General features: G+C 53.7%; 16 protein-coding genes. 8 read left to right on the forward strand and 8 right to left on the reverse strand.

Going from position 1 to position 19,151, the window contains the following annotated elements:
- Positions 1-2 precede the first annotated feature (2 nt).
- Positions 3-1,466 (forward strand): MdtP family multidrug efflux transporter outer membrane subunit, encoded by a 1,464-nt coding sequence (locus PGQ95_RS01070; RefSeq protein WP_411325280.1) that lies wholly within the window; start codon positions 3-5, stop codon positions 1,464-1,466.
- Positions 1,467-1,595: 129 nt separating this feature from the next.
- Here the strand turns inward: PGQ95_RS01070 and PGQ95_RS01075 are convergent, their stop codons facing one another.
- Positions 1,596-3,146, reverse strand: a complete 1,551-nt coding sequence (locus PGQ95_RS01075; RefSeq protein ID WP_430916739.1) for a peptide MFS transporter — start codon at positions 3,144-3,146, stop codon at positions 1,596-1,598.
- A 548-nt stretch (positions 3,147-3,694) separates the two neighbouring features.
- Between PGQ95_RS01075 and speFL the strand changes: the two genes are divergently transcribed.
- The 3 genes from speFL to potE all read left to right on the forward strand — a co-directional run bounded on the left by speFL (position 3,695) and on the right by potE (position 7,574).
- Positions 3,695-3,799 carry a leader peptide SpeFL gene (gene speFL, locus PGQ95_RS01080; RefSeq protein ID WP_006819052.1) on the forward strand — a complete coding sequence of 35 codons (105 nt, stop codon included), beginning with the start codon at positions 3,695-3,697 and terminating at the stop codon, positions 3,797-3,799.
- 263 nt (positions 3,800-4,062) lie between these two features.
- Positions 4,063-6,261, forward strand: a complete 2,199-nt coding sequence (speF, locus tag PGQ95_RS01085; RefSeq protein WP_015369855.1) for an ornithine decarboxylase SpeF — start codon at positions 4,063-4,065, stop codon at positions 6,259-6,261.
- The gene (gene potE / locus PGQ95_RS01090; RefSeq protein ID WP_015369854.1) at positions 6,258-7,574 is read left to right on the forward strand and encodes a putrescine-ornithine antiporter; all 1,317 of its coding nucleotides are present in this window, start codon (positions 6,258-6,260) and stop codon (positions 7,572-7,574) included. The genes speF and potE overlap by 4 nt, the downstream gene beginning before the upstream one ends.
- A 48-nt stretch (positions 7,575-7,622) precedes the next feature.
- On the opposite strand, the gene rcnR is transcribed toward potE, so the two are convergent.
- On the reverse strand, positions 7,623-7,895 hold the full coding sequence (rcnR, locus tag PGQ95_RS01095; RefSeq protein ID WP_015369853.1) for a Ni(II)/Co(II)-binding transcriptional repressor RcnR: 273 nt from the start codon (positions 7,893-7,895) through the stop codon (positions 7,623-7,625).
- A 118-nt stretch (positions 7,896-8,013) separates the two neighbouring features.
- Between rcnR and PGQ95_RS01100 the strand changes: the two genes are divergently transcribed.
- Together PGQ95_RS01100 and PGQ95_RS01105 are read left to right on the forward strand one after the other, a co-directional pair.
- Entirely contained in the window at positions 8,014-9,120 is a 1,107-nt protein-coding gene (locus tag PGQ95_RS01100; protein WP_430916741.1) for a nickel/cobalt efflux protein RcnA, read from the forward strand.
- Positions 9,121-9,236: 116 nt separating this feature from the next.
- Complete coding sequence (locus tag PGQ95_RS01105; RefSeq protein ID WP_020078001.1) at positions 9,237-9,893, forward strand: epoxyqueuosine reductase QueH; 657 nt, start codon at positions 9,237-9,239, stop codon at positions 9,891-9,893.
- Positions 9,894-10,239: 346 nt separating this feature from the next.
- On the opposite strand, the gene PGQ95_RS01110 is transcribed toward PGQ95_RS01105, so the two are convergent.
- From PGQ95_RS01110 to PGQ95_RS01135, 6 genes are all read right to left on the reverse strand, one after another.
- A complete protein-coding gene (locus PGQ95_RS01110) occupies positions 10,240-10,848 on the reverse strand; it encodes a hypothetical protein (RefSeq protein WP_430916743.1) in 609 nt (202 codons plus the stop codon).
- 15 nt (positions 10,849-10,863) lie between these two features.
- The gene (locus tag PGQ95_RS01115) at positions 10,864-11,832 is read right to left on the reverse strand and encodes a hypothetical protein (RefSeq protein ID WP_162750119.1); all 969 of its coding nucleotides are present in this window, start codon (positions 11,830-11,832) and stop codon (positions 10,864-10,866) included.
- A gap of 461 nt (positions 11,833-12,293) precedes the next feature.
- The gene (locus PGQ95_RS01120; RefSeq protein ID WP_430916745.1) at positions 12,294-13,559 is read right to left on the reverse strand and encodes a histidine phosphatase family protein; all 1,266 of its coding nucleotides are present in this window, start codon (positions 13,557-13,559) and stop codon (positions 12,294-12,296) included.
- A gap of 25 nt (positions 13,560-13,584) precedes the next feature.
- Positions 13,585-14,943, reverse strand: coding sequence for an MFS transporter (locus PGQ95_RS01125; protein ID WP_430916747.1), 1,359 nt, complete (start codon positions 14,941-14,943; stop codon positions 13,585-13,587).
- 111 nt (positions 14,944-15,054) lie between these two features.
- Positions 15,055-15,864, reverse strand: coding sequence for an inositol monophosphatase family protein (locus PGQ95_RS01130; RefSeq protein WP_430916922.1), 810 nt, complete (start codon positions 15,862-15,864; stop codon positions 15,055-15,057).
- A gap of 116 nt (positions 15,865-15,980) precedes the next feature.
- Positions 15,981-16,937 carry a LacI family DNA-binding transcriptional regulator gene (locus tag PGQ95_RS01135; protein WP_430916924.1) on the reverse strand — a complete coding sequence of 319 codons (957 nt, stop codon included), beginning with the start codon at positions 16,935-16,937 and terminating at the stop codon, positions 15,981-15,983.
- Positions 16,938-17,418: 481 nt separating this feature from the next.
- On the opposite strand from PGQ95_RS01135, the gene PGQ95_RS01140 reads away from it, so the two are divergent.
- Together PGQ95_RS01140 and PGQ95_RS01145 are read left to right on the forward strand one after the other, a co-directional pair.
- The gene (locus tag PGQ95_RS01140; RefSeq protein ID WP_430916749.1) at positions 17,419-18,492 is read left to right on the forward strand and encodes a catalase family peroxidase; all 1,074 of its coding nucleotides are present in this window, start codon (positions 17,419-17,421) and stop codon (positions 18,490-18,492) included.
- Positions 18,489-19,073: a cytochrome b gene (locus PGQ95_RS01145; protein WP_430916751.1), complete on the forward strand. Its 585-nt coding sequence runs from the start codon at positions 18,489-18,491 to the stop codon at positions 19,071-19,073. The genes PGQ95_RS01140 and PGQ95_RS01145 overlap by 4 nt, the downstream gene beginning before the upstream one ends.
- Positions 19,074-19,151 lie beyond the last annotated feature (78 nt).

Raw genomic sequence — 19,151 nt, forward strand, 5'->3', positions numbered from 1 at the left:
AAATGAATGCCGCAGCACGTTTTCTGCGCTACTCACCGCTGGCCTTCGTCATCAGCCTGTTGACAGGATGCGCGCTGATTCAGGACGATCCTGGCGAAGTGCCCATTGTTAATCCGCAACAGGCGCAGCTGGCGCAGGTGATCCACCTGGCGAATAGCGGCTGGCCGGCGGCCCGCTGGTGGGAGGGGTATCACGATCCCCAGCTCAACATGCTGGTAAACCGCGCGCTGCAAAATTCGCCGACCATGCAGGCGGCGCGGCTACGCATTTCACAGTCGCAATCCACCGTCGAGCTGGCGCAGTCGGCAATGGGCGTGCAGGCGACCGCCGTGGCGGCGCAGAATCGGATGCGTATAACCGATAAATCCTTTAGCTGGCCCTACTCCTATTCTCTGCCGGTTGATAAAAACGGCCCGTGGTACACGCTCAATACCGTGGGCGTCGGCGCGACGCTGAACATCGATTTGTGGGGTGCCGACCGGGCCCGCGTCGCGGCGGCTATTGGCGAAAAGAACGCTCGCCAGGCGGAAACCGCCGGTATCGAACTGGACCTTGCCAGCAGCGTGGCGCAGCTGTACTTCGCCATGCAGGCCACCTTCCAGAAGATCGTTCTGCTGCAGCAGCTAGAAGAAATTGCGCGGCTGTCGGTACAGGCGCATGAACACCGCACCCAGCGCGGCGTGGAGGATAGCGTCGATATCGCCAATGCGCAGGCGGAACTGCTGGGCGCGCAGCAGCAGGTGATTACCGCCCGCGGCACGCTGACCCAGTACCGCGAAACGTTGCGGGCGCTAATTGGCGCCGACGCGCAGAGTATGCCGGAGATCCACCCGGTCGCTCTGCCGGCGTTGCAGGAAACGCTGCCGGATTCACTCTCCTTCGAATTGCTGGCGCGTCGCCCGGATCTGCAGGCCCTGCGCGGTTATGTGACCGCTTCTATGAGCCAGGTCGATGCGGCGAAAGCGGCCTTTTATCCGCATTTTGATATTAAAGCCTTCTGGGGATATAACGCGCTGAGCGTCGGCGATCTGTTTAAGTCGTCCTTCCAGCAGATTAACCTGCTGCCGGGGCTGTATTTGCCGATATTCGATGGCGGCCGCCTGAACGCCAATCTGAAGTCGGTACGTACGGCGAGCAATATCCTGATTAAGCAGTACAACCAGGCGGTGCTGGATGCGGTACGGGACGTGGCGATAAGCTCCAGTCAGCTTAACGATCTCAACCAGCAGGTGGCGCTGCAGGAGCTGAAGGTGACGGCGGCGATGGCCACCACCCGCAGCGCCAACGCCCATCACCAGCGCGGCCTGTTAAGCCGCTATGCCGCACAAGAAGCGCGGCGACCGGCCATCGCCCAGCAGCTGTTATTGCTGGATATCCAGGCCCAGCGCCTTAGCACCGATATCACGCTGATTAAGGCCCTCGGCGGCGATTATCGCGGTCCGGCGGTGGGTTCCGCAGAACCGTAAGCCAGCGCAGCGCGAGCAGGGAAATCCCCGGATAACGGCTTACGCCTTATCCGGGCTACCGTTTCCATACTCTGCTTACTATAAAAAAGCCGGCGCTCAGCGCCGGCTTTTCATTGACCGCTTGCGCAATCAGGCATTGGTCGCCGGTTTTTGCTCGACGGATTTGCTGTTCTCCAGCATACGGCGCACCGGCACAATTAGCACGCACAACACCGCGGCGCAGATCAGCAGCGCCGTCGAGCAGCGGGCGAACAGATCCGGCAGCATATCCAGTTGGTCGGCCTTCACGTGGCCGCCAATCAGCCCCGCCGCCAGGTTACCCAGGGCGCTGGCGCAGAACCACAGCCCCATCATCTGGCCGCGCATTCTTTCCGGCGCCAGCAGGGTCATAGTTGCCAGGCCTATCGGGCTCAGACACAGTTCGCCCAGCGTCAGCATCAGAATACTGCCCACCAGCCACAGCGGCGATACGCCGGCGCCGCCGTTGCTCAGCACGTTCTGCGCCGCCAGCATCATCAGGCCGAAGCCCGCCGCCGCGCACAGAATCCCGATAACAAACTTGGTAATGCTGCTCGGGCGCACGTTTTTGCGCGCCATTGCCGGCCATGCCCAGCTAAATACCGGCGCCAGCAGGATGATAAACAGGGCGTTAATCGACTGGAACCATACCGCCGGGATTTCGAAATCGCCGATCATGCGGTTAGTGTAGTCGTTAGCAAACAGGTTAAACGAAGTCGGTTTCTGCTCGAAGGCTGACCAGAAGAAGGCGGCGGAAACCAGCAGAATAAAGCAGACCAGCAGACGCGCGCGCTCTTTACGGTTAAGCCCCGCAAAAACAAACAGGTAGATGAAATAGAGCACCACCGACGCGGCAATCACGTACACCAGCATGCTGGCGACCGCCACCGGGTTAATGACTATCACCCCCTGAGCAATCAGCGTAATCACCACCGCCACGCCGACCGCCAGCGCCAGCAGCCAGGCGCCAACGCCGTTTTTCTTCGCGATGGGACTATTCCAGGTAGAGTCGAGACCCACTTCGCTGTCGTAGCGTTTCATTGCCGGGACCGCGAAAAGGCGGAAAATCACCAGCGCCACCAGCATACCGATACCACCGATGCCGAAGCCCCAGTGCCAGCCGTGGGATTTAATCAGCCAGCCGGAAATCAGCGGCGCGATAAACGACCCCATATTGATACCCATATAGAACAGCGAAAAACCGCCATCGCGACGGCTATCGCCTTTCTTATACAGCGTACCGACCATCACCGAGATGCAGGTTTTAAACAGGCCGGAACCGAGCACGATAAACATCAGCCCGATAAAGAACAGGTTGTTGCCCATAAACGCTGACAGCGCAATCGACAGATGGCCCAGCGCGATCAGAATCGAGCCGTACCACACCGCTTTCTGCTGGCCAAGCCAGTTGTCCGCCAACCAGCCGCCCGGCAGCGCCGCCAGGTACATGGCGCCCGCGAAGATGCCGACGATGGCCGACGCGTTCTCACGGGCTAAGCCCATACCGCCGTCATAGACGGTGGCCGCCATGAACAGGATTAATAACGGGCGAATGCCATAAAACGAGAATCGCTCCCACATTTCGGTGAAGAACAGCGATCCCAGAGGGTAAGGGTGACCAAAGAAGGTCCGGCTTTCATTTTTGTTAACAGAGGAATGCATAACTTCTCCCAATAAGGCGATCTTAGCGCTTTGTCATGCCGAAAAGCGTATTGACCATTTTTTCTACCTGCCTATCATTCACACAGGCGTTAATTTTATTTAACCATTTGATAACCAGACGGTGGTTTTGTCTAGCCCCTGAGCGATATCTTTTAGATGAAAACTCGACCAGGCTCTCTTTTCCCAGATTTTATGTTGGCAATAAAGGGATAATGATTGACAGCGTTCTTTCGTACTACAGGAACCTCTTAATCCTTAATAAACATAATGTTAAGAGGGTAGAAGTCAGAAAGCCCCGAGTATACGACATATTTCCGTCATATGGCTGAAATAACGCAATGATTAACCGGCCATTATTCATTTTAACTATATTGCAACACAATATATTTACATATAAACAACAAACCAGTGAATAATGTTGGATAAGATCAAAATACCAGCTATTGATATCATAATGAGAGGCTATTAGTGATCGGCGTCACAGATTAAGTCTAAGCCGGATATAGAATATGCCATACCTTCAGTCAATCATTTGAAAGGTGTATATCATGGAAAACAATAACAGGATGATGCCACACATAAGGCGGACAACGCATATTATGATGTTTGCTCACCGTAACAGCTTCGATTTTCATTTCTTTAATGCCCGGTAGTCTTCCGACTACGGGCGCTTCAGCATACAGGTCTTCCTGCATCTTTTGTTGTTAATACAGGCATTCGCCTGTAGCTAACCGCGCTCGCCCTAATAAATCCTGCTATTTACCAGCCACCGGACTGGTAGGGTTTATTGCATCTCAAAAGGTACTCTACTGATATTTATTATATCAGCGGCAGACTATTACCTTTTGTCCGGCGTAATCAATTTCTCATTCGAGAAATTGAGGGCCTGCTATTATCTGAAAATAAAGAGATAACAATGACTGATTTAAAAATTGCCGTTAGCCGTACATGTCCAAACTGTTTTTCTACCCAGCGTAATATTGTCAATACTAGCGAAACCAACTTTATTGATGTGGCCGCGGTAGTATTAACCCTGGAAGATATCGAATGCGGTAAACTCGATGAGTTAAAGGCCACCGGCTATAACATCCCGGTATTTATCGCTATTAATAAAGAAGAGGTTGTCCCGGCCGAGTATATGGCTTCGGTGCAGGGGGTATTTGAACACGACGAAACCCGTAACGACTTCTACGGCCGCCAGTTAGAAGCCGCTGCGCATAAATATGAAACCGAACTGCGTCCGCCGTTCTTTAGCGCGCTGGTCGATTACGTTAAACAGGGCAACAGCGCCTTTGACTGCCCGGGGCATCAGGGGGGGGAATTCTTCCGCCGTCATCCGGCCGGTAATCAGTTCGTCGAGTATTTCGGCGAGACGCTGTTCCGCTCCGACCTGTGCAACGCCGACGTCGCCATGGGCGACCTGCTGATCCACGAAGGGGCGCCATGCATTGCCCAACAGCATGCGGCAAAAGTCTTTAACGCCGATAAAACCTACTTCGTGCTCAACGGCACCTCCTCTTCTAACAAAGTGGTGCTCAACGCGCTGCTGACGCCGGGCGACCTGGTACTGTTCGACCGTAACAACCATAAATCCAACCACCACGGCGCGCTGCTGCAAGCCGGGGCGACACCGGTCTATCTGGAAACCGCGCGTAACCCGTACGGTTTTATCGGCGGTATCGACGCCCACTGCTTCGAGGAGCGCTACCTGCGCGAGCTGGTCGGTGAAGTGGCGCCGAATCGGAAACAGGATGCCCGCCCGTTCCGCCTGGCGGTGATCCAGTTAGGTACCTACGACGGCACCATTTATAACGCTCGTCAGGTGGTCGATAAAATTGGTCATCTGTGCGATTACATCCTGTTTGACTCCGCGTGGGTCGGCTATGAACAGTTCATTCCGATGATGGCTGATTGTTCGCCGCTGTTGCTGGAGCTGAACGAAAACGATCCGGGCATTCTGGTAACCCAGTCGGTGCACAAACAGCAGGCCGGTTTCTCCCAGACCTCGCAAATCCATAAAAAAGACAGCCATATCAAAGGGCAACAGCGCTATGTTCCGCATAAACGTCTGAATAACGCCTTTATGATGCACGCCTCCACCAGCCCGTTCTATCCGCTGTTTGCCGCGCTGGATATCAACGCCAAAATGCATGAAGGCGAGAGCGGCCGCAACATGTGGATGGACTGCGTCATGAACGGCATCAAGGCGCGTAAGCTGATCCTTGAAAGCTGTAAGCACATCCGTCCGTTTGTGCCAAAAATGGTCGATGGTAAACCATGGCAGTCATATGAAACCGCGCAAATCGCCGTTGACCTGCGCTTCTTCGAGTTTGGCCCAGGCGAACGCTGGCACGCCTTTGACGGTTATGCCGAGCATCAGTACTTTGTCGATCCATGCAAACTCCTGCTGACTACGCCGGGTATCAATACCGCCAGCGGCGAATATGACGCCTTCGGCGTACCGGCCACCATTCTCGCCAACTTCCTGCGTGAAAACGGCGTGGTACCGGAAAAATGCGACCTTAACTCCATTCTGTTCCTGCTGACCCCAGCGGAAGATATGGCCAAACTGCAGCAGCTGGTCGCCCTGCTGGCGCGCTTCGATAAACTGCTCGACGCCGATGCGCCGCTGCAGGAAGTTCTGCCGTCTATCTACAGCCAGCACAAAGAACGTTATGCCGGTTATACCCTGCGCCAGCTGTGTCAGGAAATGCATGACCTGTACGCCCGTCACAACGTCAAACAGCTGCAAAAAGAGATGTTCCGTAAAGATCACTTCCCACGGGTGGTGATGAACCCGCAAGAGGCTAACTACGCCTATCTGCGCGGCCAGGTCGATTTGGTGCCGTTGCCGCAAGCCGAAGGCCGCGTGGCCGCTGAAGGCGCCCTGCCTTACCCGCCGGGAGTGCTGTGCGTAGTCCCGGGCGAAGTCTGGGGCGGCGCAGTGCTGCAGTACTTCACCGCACTGGAAGAAGGGATCAACCTGCTGCCGGGCTTCGCGCCGGAACTGCAGGGGGTTTATATCCAGGAGCACGATGGCCGTAAACAGGTCTGGTGCTATGTCATCGCGGAAAGCGAGAAACAAAGCGCGCTGTTGAAAGGGGAAACTGTATGAGCAAATCCAGTAACAAGATGGGAGTGGTACAGCTCACCATCTTAACCATGGTCAACATGATGGGCTCCGGCATCATCATGCTGCCCACCAAGCTGGCGGAGGTGGGGACTATTTCCATCATCTCCTGGCTGGTGACGGCGGTAGGATCGATGGCGCTGGCGTGGGCCTTCGCCAAATGCGGGATGTTTAGCCGTAAATCGGGCGGGATGGGCGGTTACGCCGAGTACGCGTTCGGCAAGTCTGGCAACTTTATGGCCAACTATACCTACGGCGTCTCGCTGCTGATCGCTAACGTCGCTATCGCTATCTCCGCGGTGGGTTACGGCACCGAGCTGTTCGGCGCCACCCTGTCACCGGTGCAGATTGGCCTGGCGACTATCGGGGTGCTGTGGATCTGTACCGTAGCCAACTTCGGCGGCGCGCGCATTACCGGCCAGATCAGTAGCATCACCGTATGGGGGGTCATCATTCCGGTTGTCGGCCTGTGCGTCATCGGCTGGTTCTGGTTTAGCCCGACGATGTACGTCGAGTCATGGAACCCGCACCACGTACCGTTCTTCGGCGCCGTTGGTTCGTCAATCGCCATGACGCTGTGGGCCTTCCTCGGTCTGGAATCCGCTTGCGCCAACACCGATGTGGTCGAAAACCCGGAACGTAACGTGCCGATCGCCGTACTCGGCGGTACCCTCGGCGCGGCGGTTATCTATATCGTTTCGACCAACGTCATCGCCGGGATCGTGCCGAACATGGACCTGGCTAACTCCACGGCGCCGTTTGGCCTGGCGTTTGCCCAGATGTTCACGCCTGGCGTAGGTAAAGTGATTATGGGGCTGATGGTGATGTCCTGCTGCGGTTCGCTGCTCGGCTGGCAGTTCACCATCGCGCAGGTCTTTAAATCATCGTCTGACGAAGGTTACTTCCCGAAAATCTTCTCCCGCGTCTCGGCTTCCGGCGCGCCGATTCAGGGGATGCTGACCATCGTTATCCTGCAAACCGGCTTGTCGCTGATGACCATTAGCCCGTCGTTGAGCAACCAGTTCAACGTGCTGGTTAACCTGGCGGTGGTGACTAACATCATCCCGTACATTCTGTCGATGGCCGCGCTGGCGATTATCCAGAAAATGGCCAATGTGGAACCGGGCAAAGCGCGATCCACCAACGTGATTGCCTTTATCGGTGCGGTATACAGCTTCTATGCGCTGTACTCCTCCGGCGAAGAGGCGATGCTCTACGGCGCGATTGTGACCTTTATGGGCTGGACGCTGTACGGCCTAGTATCACCGCGTTTTGAGATGAAAAACAAACACAGCTAATGCTGAAGCCGGCGGCGCGTCTGTCGCCGCCGGCGCTATCCGTGGACACTATTTGATATAGGAATCCAGCACCTTCAGCACCACGTCCAAATCCTCTTCACGTTTCACTTCATCGCCTTCATGAACGATATGTTCCGTCAGATGGCCCTTGATCACTTCACGCATTAGTCCGTTTACCGCTCCGCGAATAGCGGCAATTTGCTGCAGCACGGCGGCGCATTCGTGCGGCTCATCCAGCATCTTTTTCAGCGCGCTCACCTGCCCCTCAATCTTGCTGGCTCTGGCCTGCAGCTTCTTTTTATCCCGAATCGTATGCGACACGTTAACCTCACTGGCGAACTCAATGCCTCAATTATAGGTTTGTAATCTACTGGGGGGTAGTATCTTATACTGGGGGGGAGTAGAATCCCATTCACCAACGACAACCTACTCTCTTCTTATGAACGAATTCTTACCTTTACTTCAGCAGGGTAATGCCTGGTTTTTCATTCCCAGCGCCATTCTGTTAGGCGCGCTACATGGCCTGGAACCGGGCCATTCAAAGACCATGATGGCGGCGTTCATCATCGCCATTAAAGGCACGGTACGTCAGGCGGTGATGCTGGGCCTCGCCGCGACCCTTTCGCATACTGCCATCGTCTGGCTGATCGCCTTTGGCGGCATGTATTTTAGCCAGAAATTTACCGCCGAAGCGGCTGAACCCTGGCTACAGCTGCTTTCCGCGTTCATCATTCTCGGTACCGCAATATGGATGTTCTGGCGCACCTGGCGCGGTGAACGTAACTGGCTGCAGGCCATGCAGGATCGGGATGAGCATCATCATGATGATGAAACCCAGATCGTCGACACTGGCCACGGTAAAATCGCCCTTTCCATCTTCGAAGAAGGAGAACCGCCGCGCTGGCGCATACGCACGCTAAGTGGCAACCGATGGGCCGCTGGCGATGTCTCACTGGCGACACGGCGCAGCGGGAGCAGCTTCGCGCAGATGTTCTCTTTTGTTGATAAAGGCGATTATTTAGAATCCGCGCAGACCATCCCGGAACCGCATGACTTTAACGTACGCCTGACGCTCGGCCACCAGCGCCATATCCACGATTATGATCTGGCGTTTCATGAACATCATCATCATGAACTGGACGGCCTTGAGGAAGGAAGTCAGGCCTATCAGGACGCCCACGAGCGGGCCCATGCGAACGATATTCAACGTCGCTTTGACGGCCGGGAGGTCACCAACTGGCAGATCTTACTGTTCGGCCTGACCGGCGGATTGATTCCCTGCCCGGCGGCGATCACCGTACTGCTTATCTGCATCCAGCTCAAAGCCCTGACCTTAGGTGCGACGCTGGTCCTCTCTTTCAGCATCGGCCTGGCGCTGACGCTGGTCACCGTCGGCGTTGGCGCGGCGGTAAGCGTTCGCCAGGTGGCCAAACGCTGGAGTGGTTTTAACACGCTCGCCCGACGGGCCCCCTACTTTTCCAGCGTGCTAATCGGCGCGGTGGGGATCTATATGGCGATCCACGGCTATCTCGGCGTGAGAGGTTAATTTGAGATGAATTCAGCGCCGCGTGAGGTTGCGCGGCCTGACATTTCTGGGGAAGGATAGCAGCCATTCAACATGCTACAGTTGGCGCTGGATGTATTTACTTCAGGAATGACTTGATGTCCGAGTTCCAGCGCCCACAGCTGACGTTGCCCAACGGAGCCGATAAACTGCTGCTCCACTCCTGCTGCGCTCCCTGCTCCGGGGAAGTGATGGAGGCGATTCAGGCCTCCGGTATCGACTACACCATCTTCTTCTATAACCCCAACATTCATCCGCAGAAAGAGTATGAAATCCGCAAGGAAGAGAATATTCGTTTTGCGCACAAACACGGTGTGCCGTTTATCGATGCCGATTATGACACCGATAACTGGTTCGCGCGGGCCAGGGGGATGGAATGGGAACCCGAGCGCGGCGTGCGCTGCACGATGTGCTTTGATATGCGCTTCGAACGCACGGCGCTTTATGCCTACGAGCACGGCTTTAGCGTTATCAGCAGTTCGCTGGGAATTTCACGCTGGAAGAACATGCAGCAAATCAACGACTGCGGCGAGCGCGCCGCCGGGCATTATCCAGGCATGGTCTACTGGGATTATAACTGGCGTAAACAGGGCGGATCCTCGCGGATGATCGATATCAGCAAGCGCGAGCGCTTTTACCAGCAGGAGTACTGCGGCTGCGTCTATTCGCTGCGCGATAGCAATCTGCACCGTAAATCCCAGGGCCGACCGCTGATTAAGATCGGCAAGCTCTATTATGGCGATGAAGGTGAATAGCTGAAGAAAAGGGAATGATGTGGAGAAATAACGGGCCAGCAAAGGTCCGTTGTTTAATAACTTCACATATATTTCATACCCTATTTCCTGGCATAATCTTACGGATGAGATAGTTCAACGCCACGGTCACAATCACCATCAACGTCAGCAAAACCCACAAGAAAGAGGGGTCGGCATCCCCATCGGCAAACCCCAACCCCGTGCTGTTCAAGAAATCGTTGCTAGTCCGGGATAAATAATCTAACAGCTATACATAATGACAGCGCGCTCTTAAAGTCAATATCCAGACTATGATATCGTCACGCATTGAGTATTCAAATAGTAACTGACGCGTAGATATGAACAATCATCGACACCCAAAATATTTACCTGATGAGTGTTGCAATTTTATTTGCTGGCGGGAGACCCGATTTAGTAAGTAAAATGCGATTGTTTTAGTGAACATAACCGTATTGAGGCATTTGATGCCTATCGCAATAAAACCCCCCCCTAAAATAGCACCGATGAGATCGCCCGCATCATCACCTCCCCCCATAATGAAAGTAATAACAGCGAATAAAAAAAATGCTATTGCAATGATTCCTGTCCCAGCAATGACACATAAAAAAGATTTCAGACCTATTAACCGGCCTCGTGCAGTAAGAAACCCCGGAATACAAATCAATATGCTATACAAAACTCCCGAGGGAAAAGCCGCAGCCAGTATAGCATAATCAGGCCATCCATTAAGTCTGAAAATAATTTCCCACACGGTAATTTGCGGCATAACAAAGCAAAAAATAGCAAATAGTATTCCGCCCACCATTGGAATACTGAACGTATGTCCACCAACTCTCGCCCCTATATATTCGGTCAAACGCTGCTTAACCACCTCAAGTTGTCGGGGACTCATTGACGCAAGATTTTTTTCCACATCAATATTTAACACAAGGCTTTTTTTGATATGCTCAATCATTATGCCAACCAATTTTTATGTTAATGAAAAGGATTGTATTATCCCAATCACATATTGTCCTGTTTTTTTTAGATTGTGTGGATTTCTAACAGTTCCGGAAATGCCGCTTCCTGCAAATGCTGATGAGTTAACAATCACTTGCATCAACTCCCTTTGTAGAGTTCGTTGTAATGCTTCAGACGGAAATCGTTTAGGATAACGTCCCATTTCTATAGCAGCTTTTATGCCAGAGTTAGATATTCCCGGATTTTCATTACGAATGATTTCATAAGTAAGCCGCTTACGCTCAAATCTACTTAGGCCTCTGAGCCATGATAAAGCTTCTGCTGAAGATATTTTTTTCATCGTTTTCCACACTTCGATAGATTTCGCTAACCCAGCTCCGGCACCTGCAAGAGAAATGATATCAAGGATAGTAGTCGTAGTAAGATACCAATCCTGCGAATCAAGCCATGCTAAACGCTCTTCCCTACCTCTACTTATTGTCCATAATCTTCCCGCACCGATAAAACATTGCCCAACGGTAGCTACGCCGCTGGCAGCAATAACTCCGGCTACCAGCACCGATGCTCCAGCCGTAATGGGAAGTATCGCCGTTCCAGTAAGAGCAAGGGCTAATGTGATTACAGCCGCTCCGCATGAAAGTGCCGTTGATGTAATTTCGGTGGCCAGTGATGGTGCCTGAAGTGTCTTAACAATAGCTTTTGTGGAACCTTCTTGTGAGATATCACAAACCTTTGTGACAATAACATGACTTGCTATGCTTTGGGCCGAATTGGCAATCCGCCGGGAGGGTCTTACCAACCATTGGCTCACACCATTAGAATAAATAATACCAACTCGATTGAAATTCCGCGAACAGTCCAATTGTTTTGCTAGATCATGAAAATTAAAATCAACCGGACCTGGCCCTCCCCATGTTGCTGGTCTATCAAAAGGAGAGATATTGTGGAGGCCATCATGGCCAAAATAATATTCAACCATTGCATAAATCCTTTTTAGCTTTAACTTACTCCCACGAAAATGGTGGCATAAAATCCAACAAAACCAATATCACACCAACCAAATTTAGCCCGCCAATAAATATGACCATTACCAACTTCTTCAATATGTTATTAATTGAAGTATTACCCCCCTACTCTTTAAAGTAAATATCTATACTATTACAGAGCACTATCTTGAGAAGTTAAATGGTAACCAACTCCTGAGTTGTGAACAATCTTAGCGCACCTAAATGTTTTCCTAAAAATTCCAAAAAACCAAGGCATATTACATAAAGACGTAACAAAACTCAGAGGAGGCTTGCTTATTTTTCCTCTCAGGAAATTAGTGCCATGCGTCCATTAAACCAATATCTCTGTAATTATTACTCGAATCACTAACGCTTTTAAGCAATACGCCATAATCCATCCTATTTCCGCTAAGGATTATGGCGTTTGCGCTGATTAAAGAACCATATTCACCGGCGGTACCGCGCTTTTATCGATCTGTTTACTTAAGGCCTCCAGCGCGGACTGATACGGGCATAACGTGCCCACGCTGGTCTGCTGGCAATCAGGCTGACGCCACTCCTGTTGCAGCATCGGGTGCTGACGCTCCGGCATCTGCAGGCGTCGCAGGTCGTCCAGGCTTTGCGCCTGGAAATAGACGCGCAGATAACGTTCGCCGCTTTTGCTGTTGCGCCAGCGCTCTATAACCAGACTGCTGCCCGGCGGAATATTGCCCCGGCTGTAACCCGGCAGCTGCCAGCTAAAATTCATCAGCGTGCGCACCATCGCGATATTGGTGTCATGAGCCACCAGCAGCAGCCAGCGTACGTGCGGCGTGGCGTCCGCTTTCACTCCGTCCAGCATCGCGTTGAGCAGCACCGAGCCGCGCTTTTGCGCGGTGTACAGCACGTCATTACTGAGATCGTAGTTTTCCGTTAACAGCGGCAGAATAGCTGTGATCTGGCTGGCGCGGGTAATCTTCCCCCACGCCAACTGGCTCAAGGGCAGGTTTTCACTCCAGCCCAGACGCAGCGTTTCAACCATATTGGCCATCACGCTCAGCCCGCTAATGGTGGTTTTACCGCTTTGGTTTTGCTCCACCTGCCAGGGCTTATCAAAAATGGGGCACGGTTTATCCTGTTGGCAAACCGCGGCTTTTAATAACTGGATCGTCGGCGCCAGCGCCTGCCGACGCTTCGCCAGATCGCCGGCTTTCGCCTTTACTGCCGCCAACTGGCGGACGGGGTCGGTTTGCGTCGCGCTAAACTTGTCGGTCTGGAACAGCGGATCGGCATCGCCGCTGACATAATGAATCGCCACGCCGCAGCCGGGGAATGCCCCATCTACCAGCGCCTGTGCGGTTGCCCGGGTACGCTGTAGCGGGCTGGCGCGAACATAAATATCCTCCGCGCTGGGACACTGCCCCTGCAGCAGGCCAAGCTGGCGATAATGCTGCCCTTCCGCACGCCCTTTATTGGCGACCGCCGCGTAGCCATGTCCGGTCAGCTCCCCATCGTGGGTGGTCCATTCGGTCCATGGACGCTGGGTCGCGGCTTCAATGGCTTCACGATTGCCGGGCGTTGGCGGACGAATGCCGTGGCGGCTTAACTCCACCACTTTTTCCAGTTGCCAGTTCGCCGCGACGGCGGATTGCATCGCCAGCAGCGGCAACGCACAGGCGATAAACAGGCGTAAAAGGCCCTGATGTCTTGCAGGCATCATAAAATCTTCCTTATCGATTAATCAGTTATGAGGAGAATGAAGTCTGCCGTTCGACGGCATGGCGTCGGGCGACGATGGCGGCGGTGGTAAAACAGAGTAACGCGGAACCCAATCCGGTGCCTATCCAGAACAACGCCAGCGTGCTGAAATCATAAAGCGTTTTCCCGTTTTCGAGGATCGCGGTTTTATCGATAATGATCCCGGTCAGAAATTCGCCCAACCCCGCCCCGGCATAGCTGGCAATACCAATGGTTCCCAGCGCGGCCCCCGCCGCTTTGCGTGAAGAGATATCGACGGCGATCAATCCTCCGAGGAAACAGGTTAACGCGCCGATGGTCGCGCCGAAGACGATCATCGCCAGGATGTCGGTGTAGTAATTATGCGGCGACCAGAGCATTAAGGCGAAACCCGCGGTGTTCAGCAGGCTGATAAATCCAGCCATGACGCTACGATTGCGTGGGAAAAAGCGGTCAGAGAGCATGCCGGCGATGATGGTCCCGGCGATACCAGCGATCGCGTTAACGCCGATGATGCCAGAAGCCTCAAGGGTGGAATAAGCTTTATCCTGCTCCAGAAAGAAGATCCCCCACGAGTTCACCGCATAACGGTCGATATACATAAACGCCGATGCCAGCGCCAGCGTCCACAGCGCCGGGTTACGCAATGCCAGCAGTTGGTTTTTGAACACCGACCCCCGCGCTTCAGTCTCTTCCTGCGGTTCATCACGAATTACATTAATGGAGGGAAAGCCGCAGCTCTGTGGCGAATCGCGCATAAACAGCAGCAACAGCACCACGCCAGCGGCGCCAAGCGCAGCCGTGGAGAGATAGCCCATTTGCCAGCCAAAACCCGCGATCACCGCGGCGATCACCATATAGGTCATGGCCTCGCCGATGTTATGCGCCGTCGACCAGATGGCGTAAAACGTTCCCCGCTCTTTAAAGCCATACCAGCGCGCCAGCGAAACCGCACAAGGGCCGACGCCCATCGACTGCGCCCAACCGTTGATCCCCCAAAAGATAGCCAGCAGCATGGCATTGGTGGTCATGCCCATCAGCAGGTTCATCCCGGCGCTGAGCAATAGACCAAGGCTCATGTAGCGCACCACGTTGGCATGATCGGCGATAAAACCGTTAACCAGTTTGCCGATGGCGTAGCTAAAGAATAGCGTCGAGCCAATCATCCCCAATTCCGTTGGGGTAATGCCTAATTCCACCAGCGCGCTTTTCGCCACGGTGAACGATAAGCGGCAGACGTAGAACGTCACATAGGCCAGGGTCATAGCAATAAACGTTTGCCAACGTACCCGGCGAAAACGTTTTTCATCAAACGCGGCGCCCGCTTGCGGCGGCGACGCCCGGAAAAAATGAATAATTCCAGACATAATAGTTTCTCCGACGGTCGGAGGCTTGACTGATTGATGTGCTTCGTCCGTGAGGGTCGTTATCGTTACTGTGTAGGGTACATAATCAGAAACAGCCCGAACCTGTAAGGGTTAATGTAATGGTTGAAGGATCATCTTTTGTAGTTGGGGATACAGCGTTTGGCTGGCCAGCAGGAGGGGATTACCATGGCGAATCCCCTCTTGCGCCAGAAAGTCGTTGGCGACTCCCCCCGCTTCGCGCATCAACACCAGACCGGGTAAGGCATCCCACGGGTTCATGTGCGGTTCGTAGTAGCCGATCAGGCGCCCGGCGGCCGCCCATGCGCTCATCAACGCGCCGGAGCCATTGCGGATGAACATGCCGCCATCGCTGAGCAGAGCGTCAAGAAAAGGCAGGAACTGCGCCGGCGTCACCCGATGCGACGTTCCGACGCCCATCACCCCTTCTTTGACCGTTGCTGCGGGATGTGGGCGGATTGGCGTCTCATTAAGCCAGGCGCCATGGCCCCGTAGCGCGTGGAACAGTTCACGATGATTGGGATCGTAGACGACGCCAACCACCGGCTCGCCGTCAACGACGATCGCCAGCGACAAGCACCAGGTATGCAGCCCATTCAAAAAACAGCTGGTGCCATCAATGGGATCAACCACCCATAGCACCCTGGCGTCCGGCATCTGCGTACCGCTCTCTTCGCCGAGAAAACCATCCTCCGTAAACGCGTCAGTAATGCGCTGCTTAACAAAGGCTTCTACGCGTTTATCGGCCACGCTCACCACGTCCTGTAGGTCATTGCCCTTATGCTCTACCGCCAGCGCCTCGCGCTGCTGATAATATTCGAAAGCCAGCTCGGCACCCGCTTTCGCCAGCTCGCAGGCCAGGCGATAGCGGGCCTGTAGCGCAGAGGAATCCAGTGATGTCATCATTTACTCCTTTTGCACACGTGTGCAATTTTATTTAAAAAAGCCCCGAAGAGCGCAGTGAGTGTGGATGGATTTTAGCGATAATTCTGTGATCGATTCATCATAAAACGAATTTTTCATTTAGCGCTATTACGAATTATTAATTTCACGGCAACTTCTCGATGACGTGAAGGTTGATTGAATTTGGCGATCCGGCTAACCAGCATCTCCATCGCGTGATAAGCCAACAGCGTGGTGTCCTGCTGGATAGTAGTAAGTTGATAAGGCTGCCACTCCGCCTGGGGAATATCGTCGAAGCCAATAATCGCCGGCAGGACGGCCGCTGGATTATCCGCTCTTAGCCCATCCATCGCCCCAATCGCCAGCATATCGGTGGCGCAAAACAGCGCCTGCAATCCTGGCCTTTCCGCGGCGAGCCGGCGAGCGGCAGCAAAACCGGACTGATAACCGCCCGTTTCGCAGAAATGCGGCGTAACAGCTAGCCCGCTGGCATGGTGGATAAACCCCTCGTAGCGCTGACGGGTACTGAAATTGTCACGATTTTCGCCAATAAAACCGACGTCCCGGCACTGGCCTGCGTGCAACAGTTCAGCGGCCAGTTTCCCGCCGAGCGCGTTATCGCTGCTGACGCGATCGCAACCGGGAAGCTCAGCGTGACGGTTGATAAGCGTAACGGGAATTTTTCGCGCAAGATACTCCTCAGCCAACTCCAGCGGCGGCGCGCCGGAAGTGATAATGACGCCTGCGACGTGGTAGCTGAGAAGATGTTTTAGCGAAGGGGCTAACTGCTGCGGATCATCGGCGTTCATCAACAATGGCATAAATCCATGCAGCGCCAGCTGGTGGATGAGCGGCGCCAGCAGTTTACTGCGAAAAGGGTTATCGAACCCCGAAGTGATGATGCCGATAAAGTTGCTGCTGCCGGTGTTCATCGTACGGGCGATGATATTGACCTGGTAGCCCAGAGCTTCCGCGGCGGCCTGCACTTTGGCGCGGGTTTTCGGCGACACCGAGGCCCCAGGCGTGAAAGCGCGGGAGACGGCTGAACGGGAAACGCCGGCAAGCTTCGCCACGTCTTCTGCTTTAATCCATTTTTTATCGTTCATCACTTTGATTTTTCAGTGAAATTTATCCAACATAGATATATAGCTCAACACATTACCCTCGTCACGCTGTAGGCAATGTTTTCCGAGACCACTTTGGCTTTCACTATACCCTGAATCGGGTCGGTGATGCCCGTCATCCGGCGCGGATAATGACATTTTTTATTATCACGTTAACTGCACAGAAGTATAAACTTTTCGTGATATTGTTTCTTTCGTTCGCGCACCAATTATAATTATTATCATGATAATTCATGAAGCATAAAAATGCGGTTAAAGAAGAAACACAACCAACTAAATTATAATAAACACAATCTTTCCCAGCACATAAAAAAATATAGCGACAACGTCCATACATCAATAATGCCCCTATATTTTCACGATATTAACTGCGTTATTTTAAATAAAGTAAGCGTGATGTGGAATAAAACTTAATAACAGGAAAAGGTCTATGTCAAAACTGGATTTCCGATCCCCAAGTACATGGCGCGCGCTGGCGTCCATCGCGGTCATCGTCGGGGCAACGGCGGCGGCATTCGCCTGGACTTCAGGCTGGCTGGGTTCGCGAACCACCAGCCAGTCATTAGTCCCCGATCCAGACAAGCCTTTTCCTGCCGGGTTTCGCCGGGCACACGGCAAAGGGATCTGTTTTACCGGGACGTTCGAGCCAGCCGCTCCAGCCGTTTCTTATTCCACCGCACGGCTCTTTTCACAGTCAAAAACCCCCGTTGTAGGGCGATTCTCCATTGGCGCAGGTAATCCACACGCGGCTGATAATTCAACGAAAACCCTGAGCATGGCGCTGCTACTGAAAACGGACGATCAACAGCAATGGCGCATGGCAATGAACAACGAGCCCTACTTCGCCACGCGAAACCCGGAGGGCTTTCTTGCCATGAAGAAGGCCACCGCCGTCGACCCGGCCACCGGTAAGCCCGATCCGAAGCACCTCGCGGCATTTTTACAGGCCTACCCGGAAGCCGGTAAATATTTGCAGTGGGCGGCGCAAAAGCCAGCGCCAGGCGGCTTTGCCGGGGCGACATTTTACAGCATTAACGCGTTCTATCTTGTGAACGCTGACCGCCAGCGCCAGCCCGTACGCTGGATGATGCGGCCGCACGATCCATTTGTCTCTATCGCTGATGAACAGCGACAGAAAGCCGACCATAACTTCCTGTTCGAACAATTACAGCAGCGACTTTCTCAACATCCTATTTACTGGGATTTGGTATTGCAACTAGCCCAATCTGGCGACGCGGTGGATGACCCTTCGCAGCCATGGCCAAAGGATCGCCAGCAGGTCGTCGCCGGTACGCTCAAAGTCACCCAACTCGTCGCCCAAGCCGAAGGCGCCTGCCGTGACGTTAACTTTGATCCCTCCATCGTGCCTGCTGGAGTAGAGGTCTCTAACGACCCCGTCTTAAATGCGCGCTCTGGCGCCTATTCGCATTCCTGGAGCCGTCGCGAACGGGAAATTGGCTACGGCAAAGCAACCGAAGCCGTGCAAAAACAGGAGGTTAAATGATATCGAATAAACCTGACCAAAGGCGCGCGCCGCAGCATTTCAACCTTCTGGCGAGATATCTGCATTGGCTGATGGCAATCATGATCCTGGCCATGCTGTTCATCGGCGCCGCTATGATGACTTCATTACACCATCGCATTTGGTTGGTGGATGTACATCGGCCATTGGGGATCGCTATTTTGCTGCTGGCGCTCATTCGCCTGGCCAACCGGTTTTATAGCCGGCCGCCACATCTTCCTGCGGAGCTCTCACGCTGGCAGGAGCTGGCGGCAAAAGCGTCACACTGGGCGCTATACGCGCTGATGCTGGCAATGCCATTGCTTGGCTGGGCACAACTGTCGGCTGCGGGCGTTCCGATAGTTATGTTTGAAGGACTTAACCTTCCGGCCATTACCCCGACCAGCCCGGCGCTTTTTGCCTGGTTTCACGACGCCCATCGCCTGTTAGCTAAACTGCTCTTTGCGGTGGTGTTGCTACATCTCTCGGCGGCATTAGTGCACGCATGGATATTCCGCGACGGCGTGTTTGCCAGCATGGCGAAAAGTACCAGCCGGTCCAGTAAACCACCTGCTGAGCGGTGAAACTTAATAACAAGATGCGTTGAAATAAAGATAAAGGGGCTTTTGCCCCTTATTTTTTGCATCCGAAAAATCAGCAGC

It is taken from the genome of Klebsiella sp. 141240 (assembly GCF_050600805.1).
In the GTDB taxonomy this organism is placed as follows: domain Bacteria; phylum Pseudomonadota; class Gammaproteobacteria; order Enterobacterales; family Enterobacteriaceae; genus Klebsiella; species Klebsiella aerogenes.

What these genes read in the sequence shown, in the direction of transcription:
- PGQ95_RS01070 (WP_411325280.1), top strand. Translation starts at nt 3, where the DNA reads ATGAATGCCGCAGCACGTTTTCTGCGCTACTCACCGCTGGCCTTCGTC.
- PGQ95_RS01075 (WP_430916739.1), bottom strand. Translation starts at nt 3,146, where the DNA reads ATGCATTCCTCTGTTAACAAAAATGAAAGCCGGACCTTCTTTGGTCAC.
- speFL (WP_006819052.1), top strand. Translation starts at nt 3,695, where the DNA reads ATGGAAAACAATAACAGGATGATGCCACACATAAGGCGGACAACGCAT.
- speF (WP_015369855.1), top strand. Translation starts at nt 4,063, where the DNA reads ATGACTGATTTAAAAATTGCCGTTAGCCGTACATGTCCAAACTGTTTT.
- potE (WP_015369854.1), top strand. Translation starts at nt 6,258, where the DNA reads ATGAGCAAATCCAGTAACAAGATGGGAGTGGTACAGCTCACCATCTTA.
- PGQ95_RS01100 (WP_430916741.1), top strand. Translation starts at nt 8,014, where the DNA reads ATGAACGAATTCTTACCTTTACTTCAGCAGGGTAATGCCTGGTTTTTC.
- PGQ95_RS01105 (WP_020078001.1), top strand. Translation starts at nt 9,237, where the DNA reads ATGTCCGAGTTCCAGCGCCCACAGCTGACGTTGCCCAACGGAGCCGAT.
- PGQ95_RS01110 (WP_430916743.1), bottom strand. Translation starts at nt 10,848, where the DNA reads ATGATTGAGCATATCAAAAAAAGCCTTGTGTTAAATATTGATGTGGAA.
- PGQ95_RS01115 (WP_162750119.1), bottom strand. Translation starts at nt 11,832, where the DNA reads ATGGTTGAATATTATTTTGGCCATGATGGCCTCCACAATATCTCTCCT.
- PGQ95_RS01120 (WP_430916745.1), bottom strand. Translation starts at nt 13,559, where the DNA reads ATGATGCCTGCAAGACATCAGGGCCTTTTACGCCTGTTTATCGCCTGT.
- PGQ95_RS01125 (WP_430916747.1), bottom strand. Translation starts at nt 14,943, where the DNA reads ATGTCTGGAATTATTCATTTTTTCCGGGCGTCGCCGCCGCAAGCGGGC.
- PGQ95_RS01130 (WP_430916922.1), bottom strand. Translation starts at nt 15,864, where the DNA reads ATGACATCACTGGATTCCTCTGCGCTACAGGCCCGCTATCGCCTGGCC.
- PGQ95_RS01140 (WP_430916749.1), top strand. Translation starts at nt 17,419, where the DNA reads ATGTCAAAACTGGATTTCCGATCCCCAAGTACATGGCGCGCGCTGGCG.
- PGQ95_RS01145 (WP_430916751.1), top strand. Translation starts at nt 18,489, where the DNA reads ATGATATCGAATAAACCTGACCAAAGGCGCGCGCCGCAGCATTTCAAC.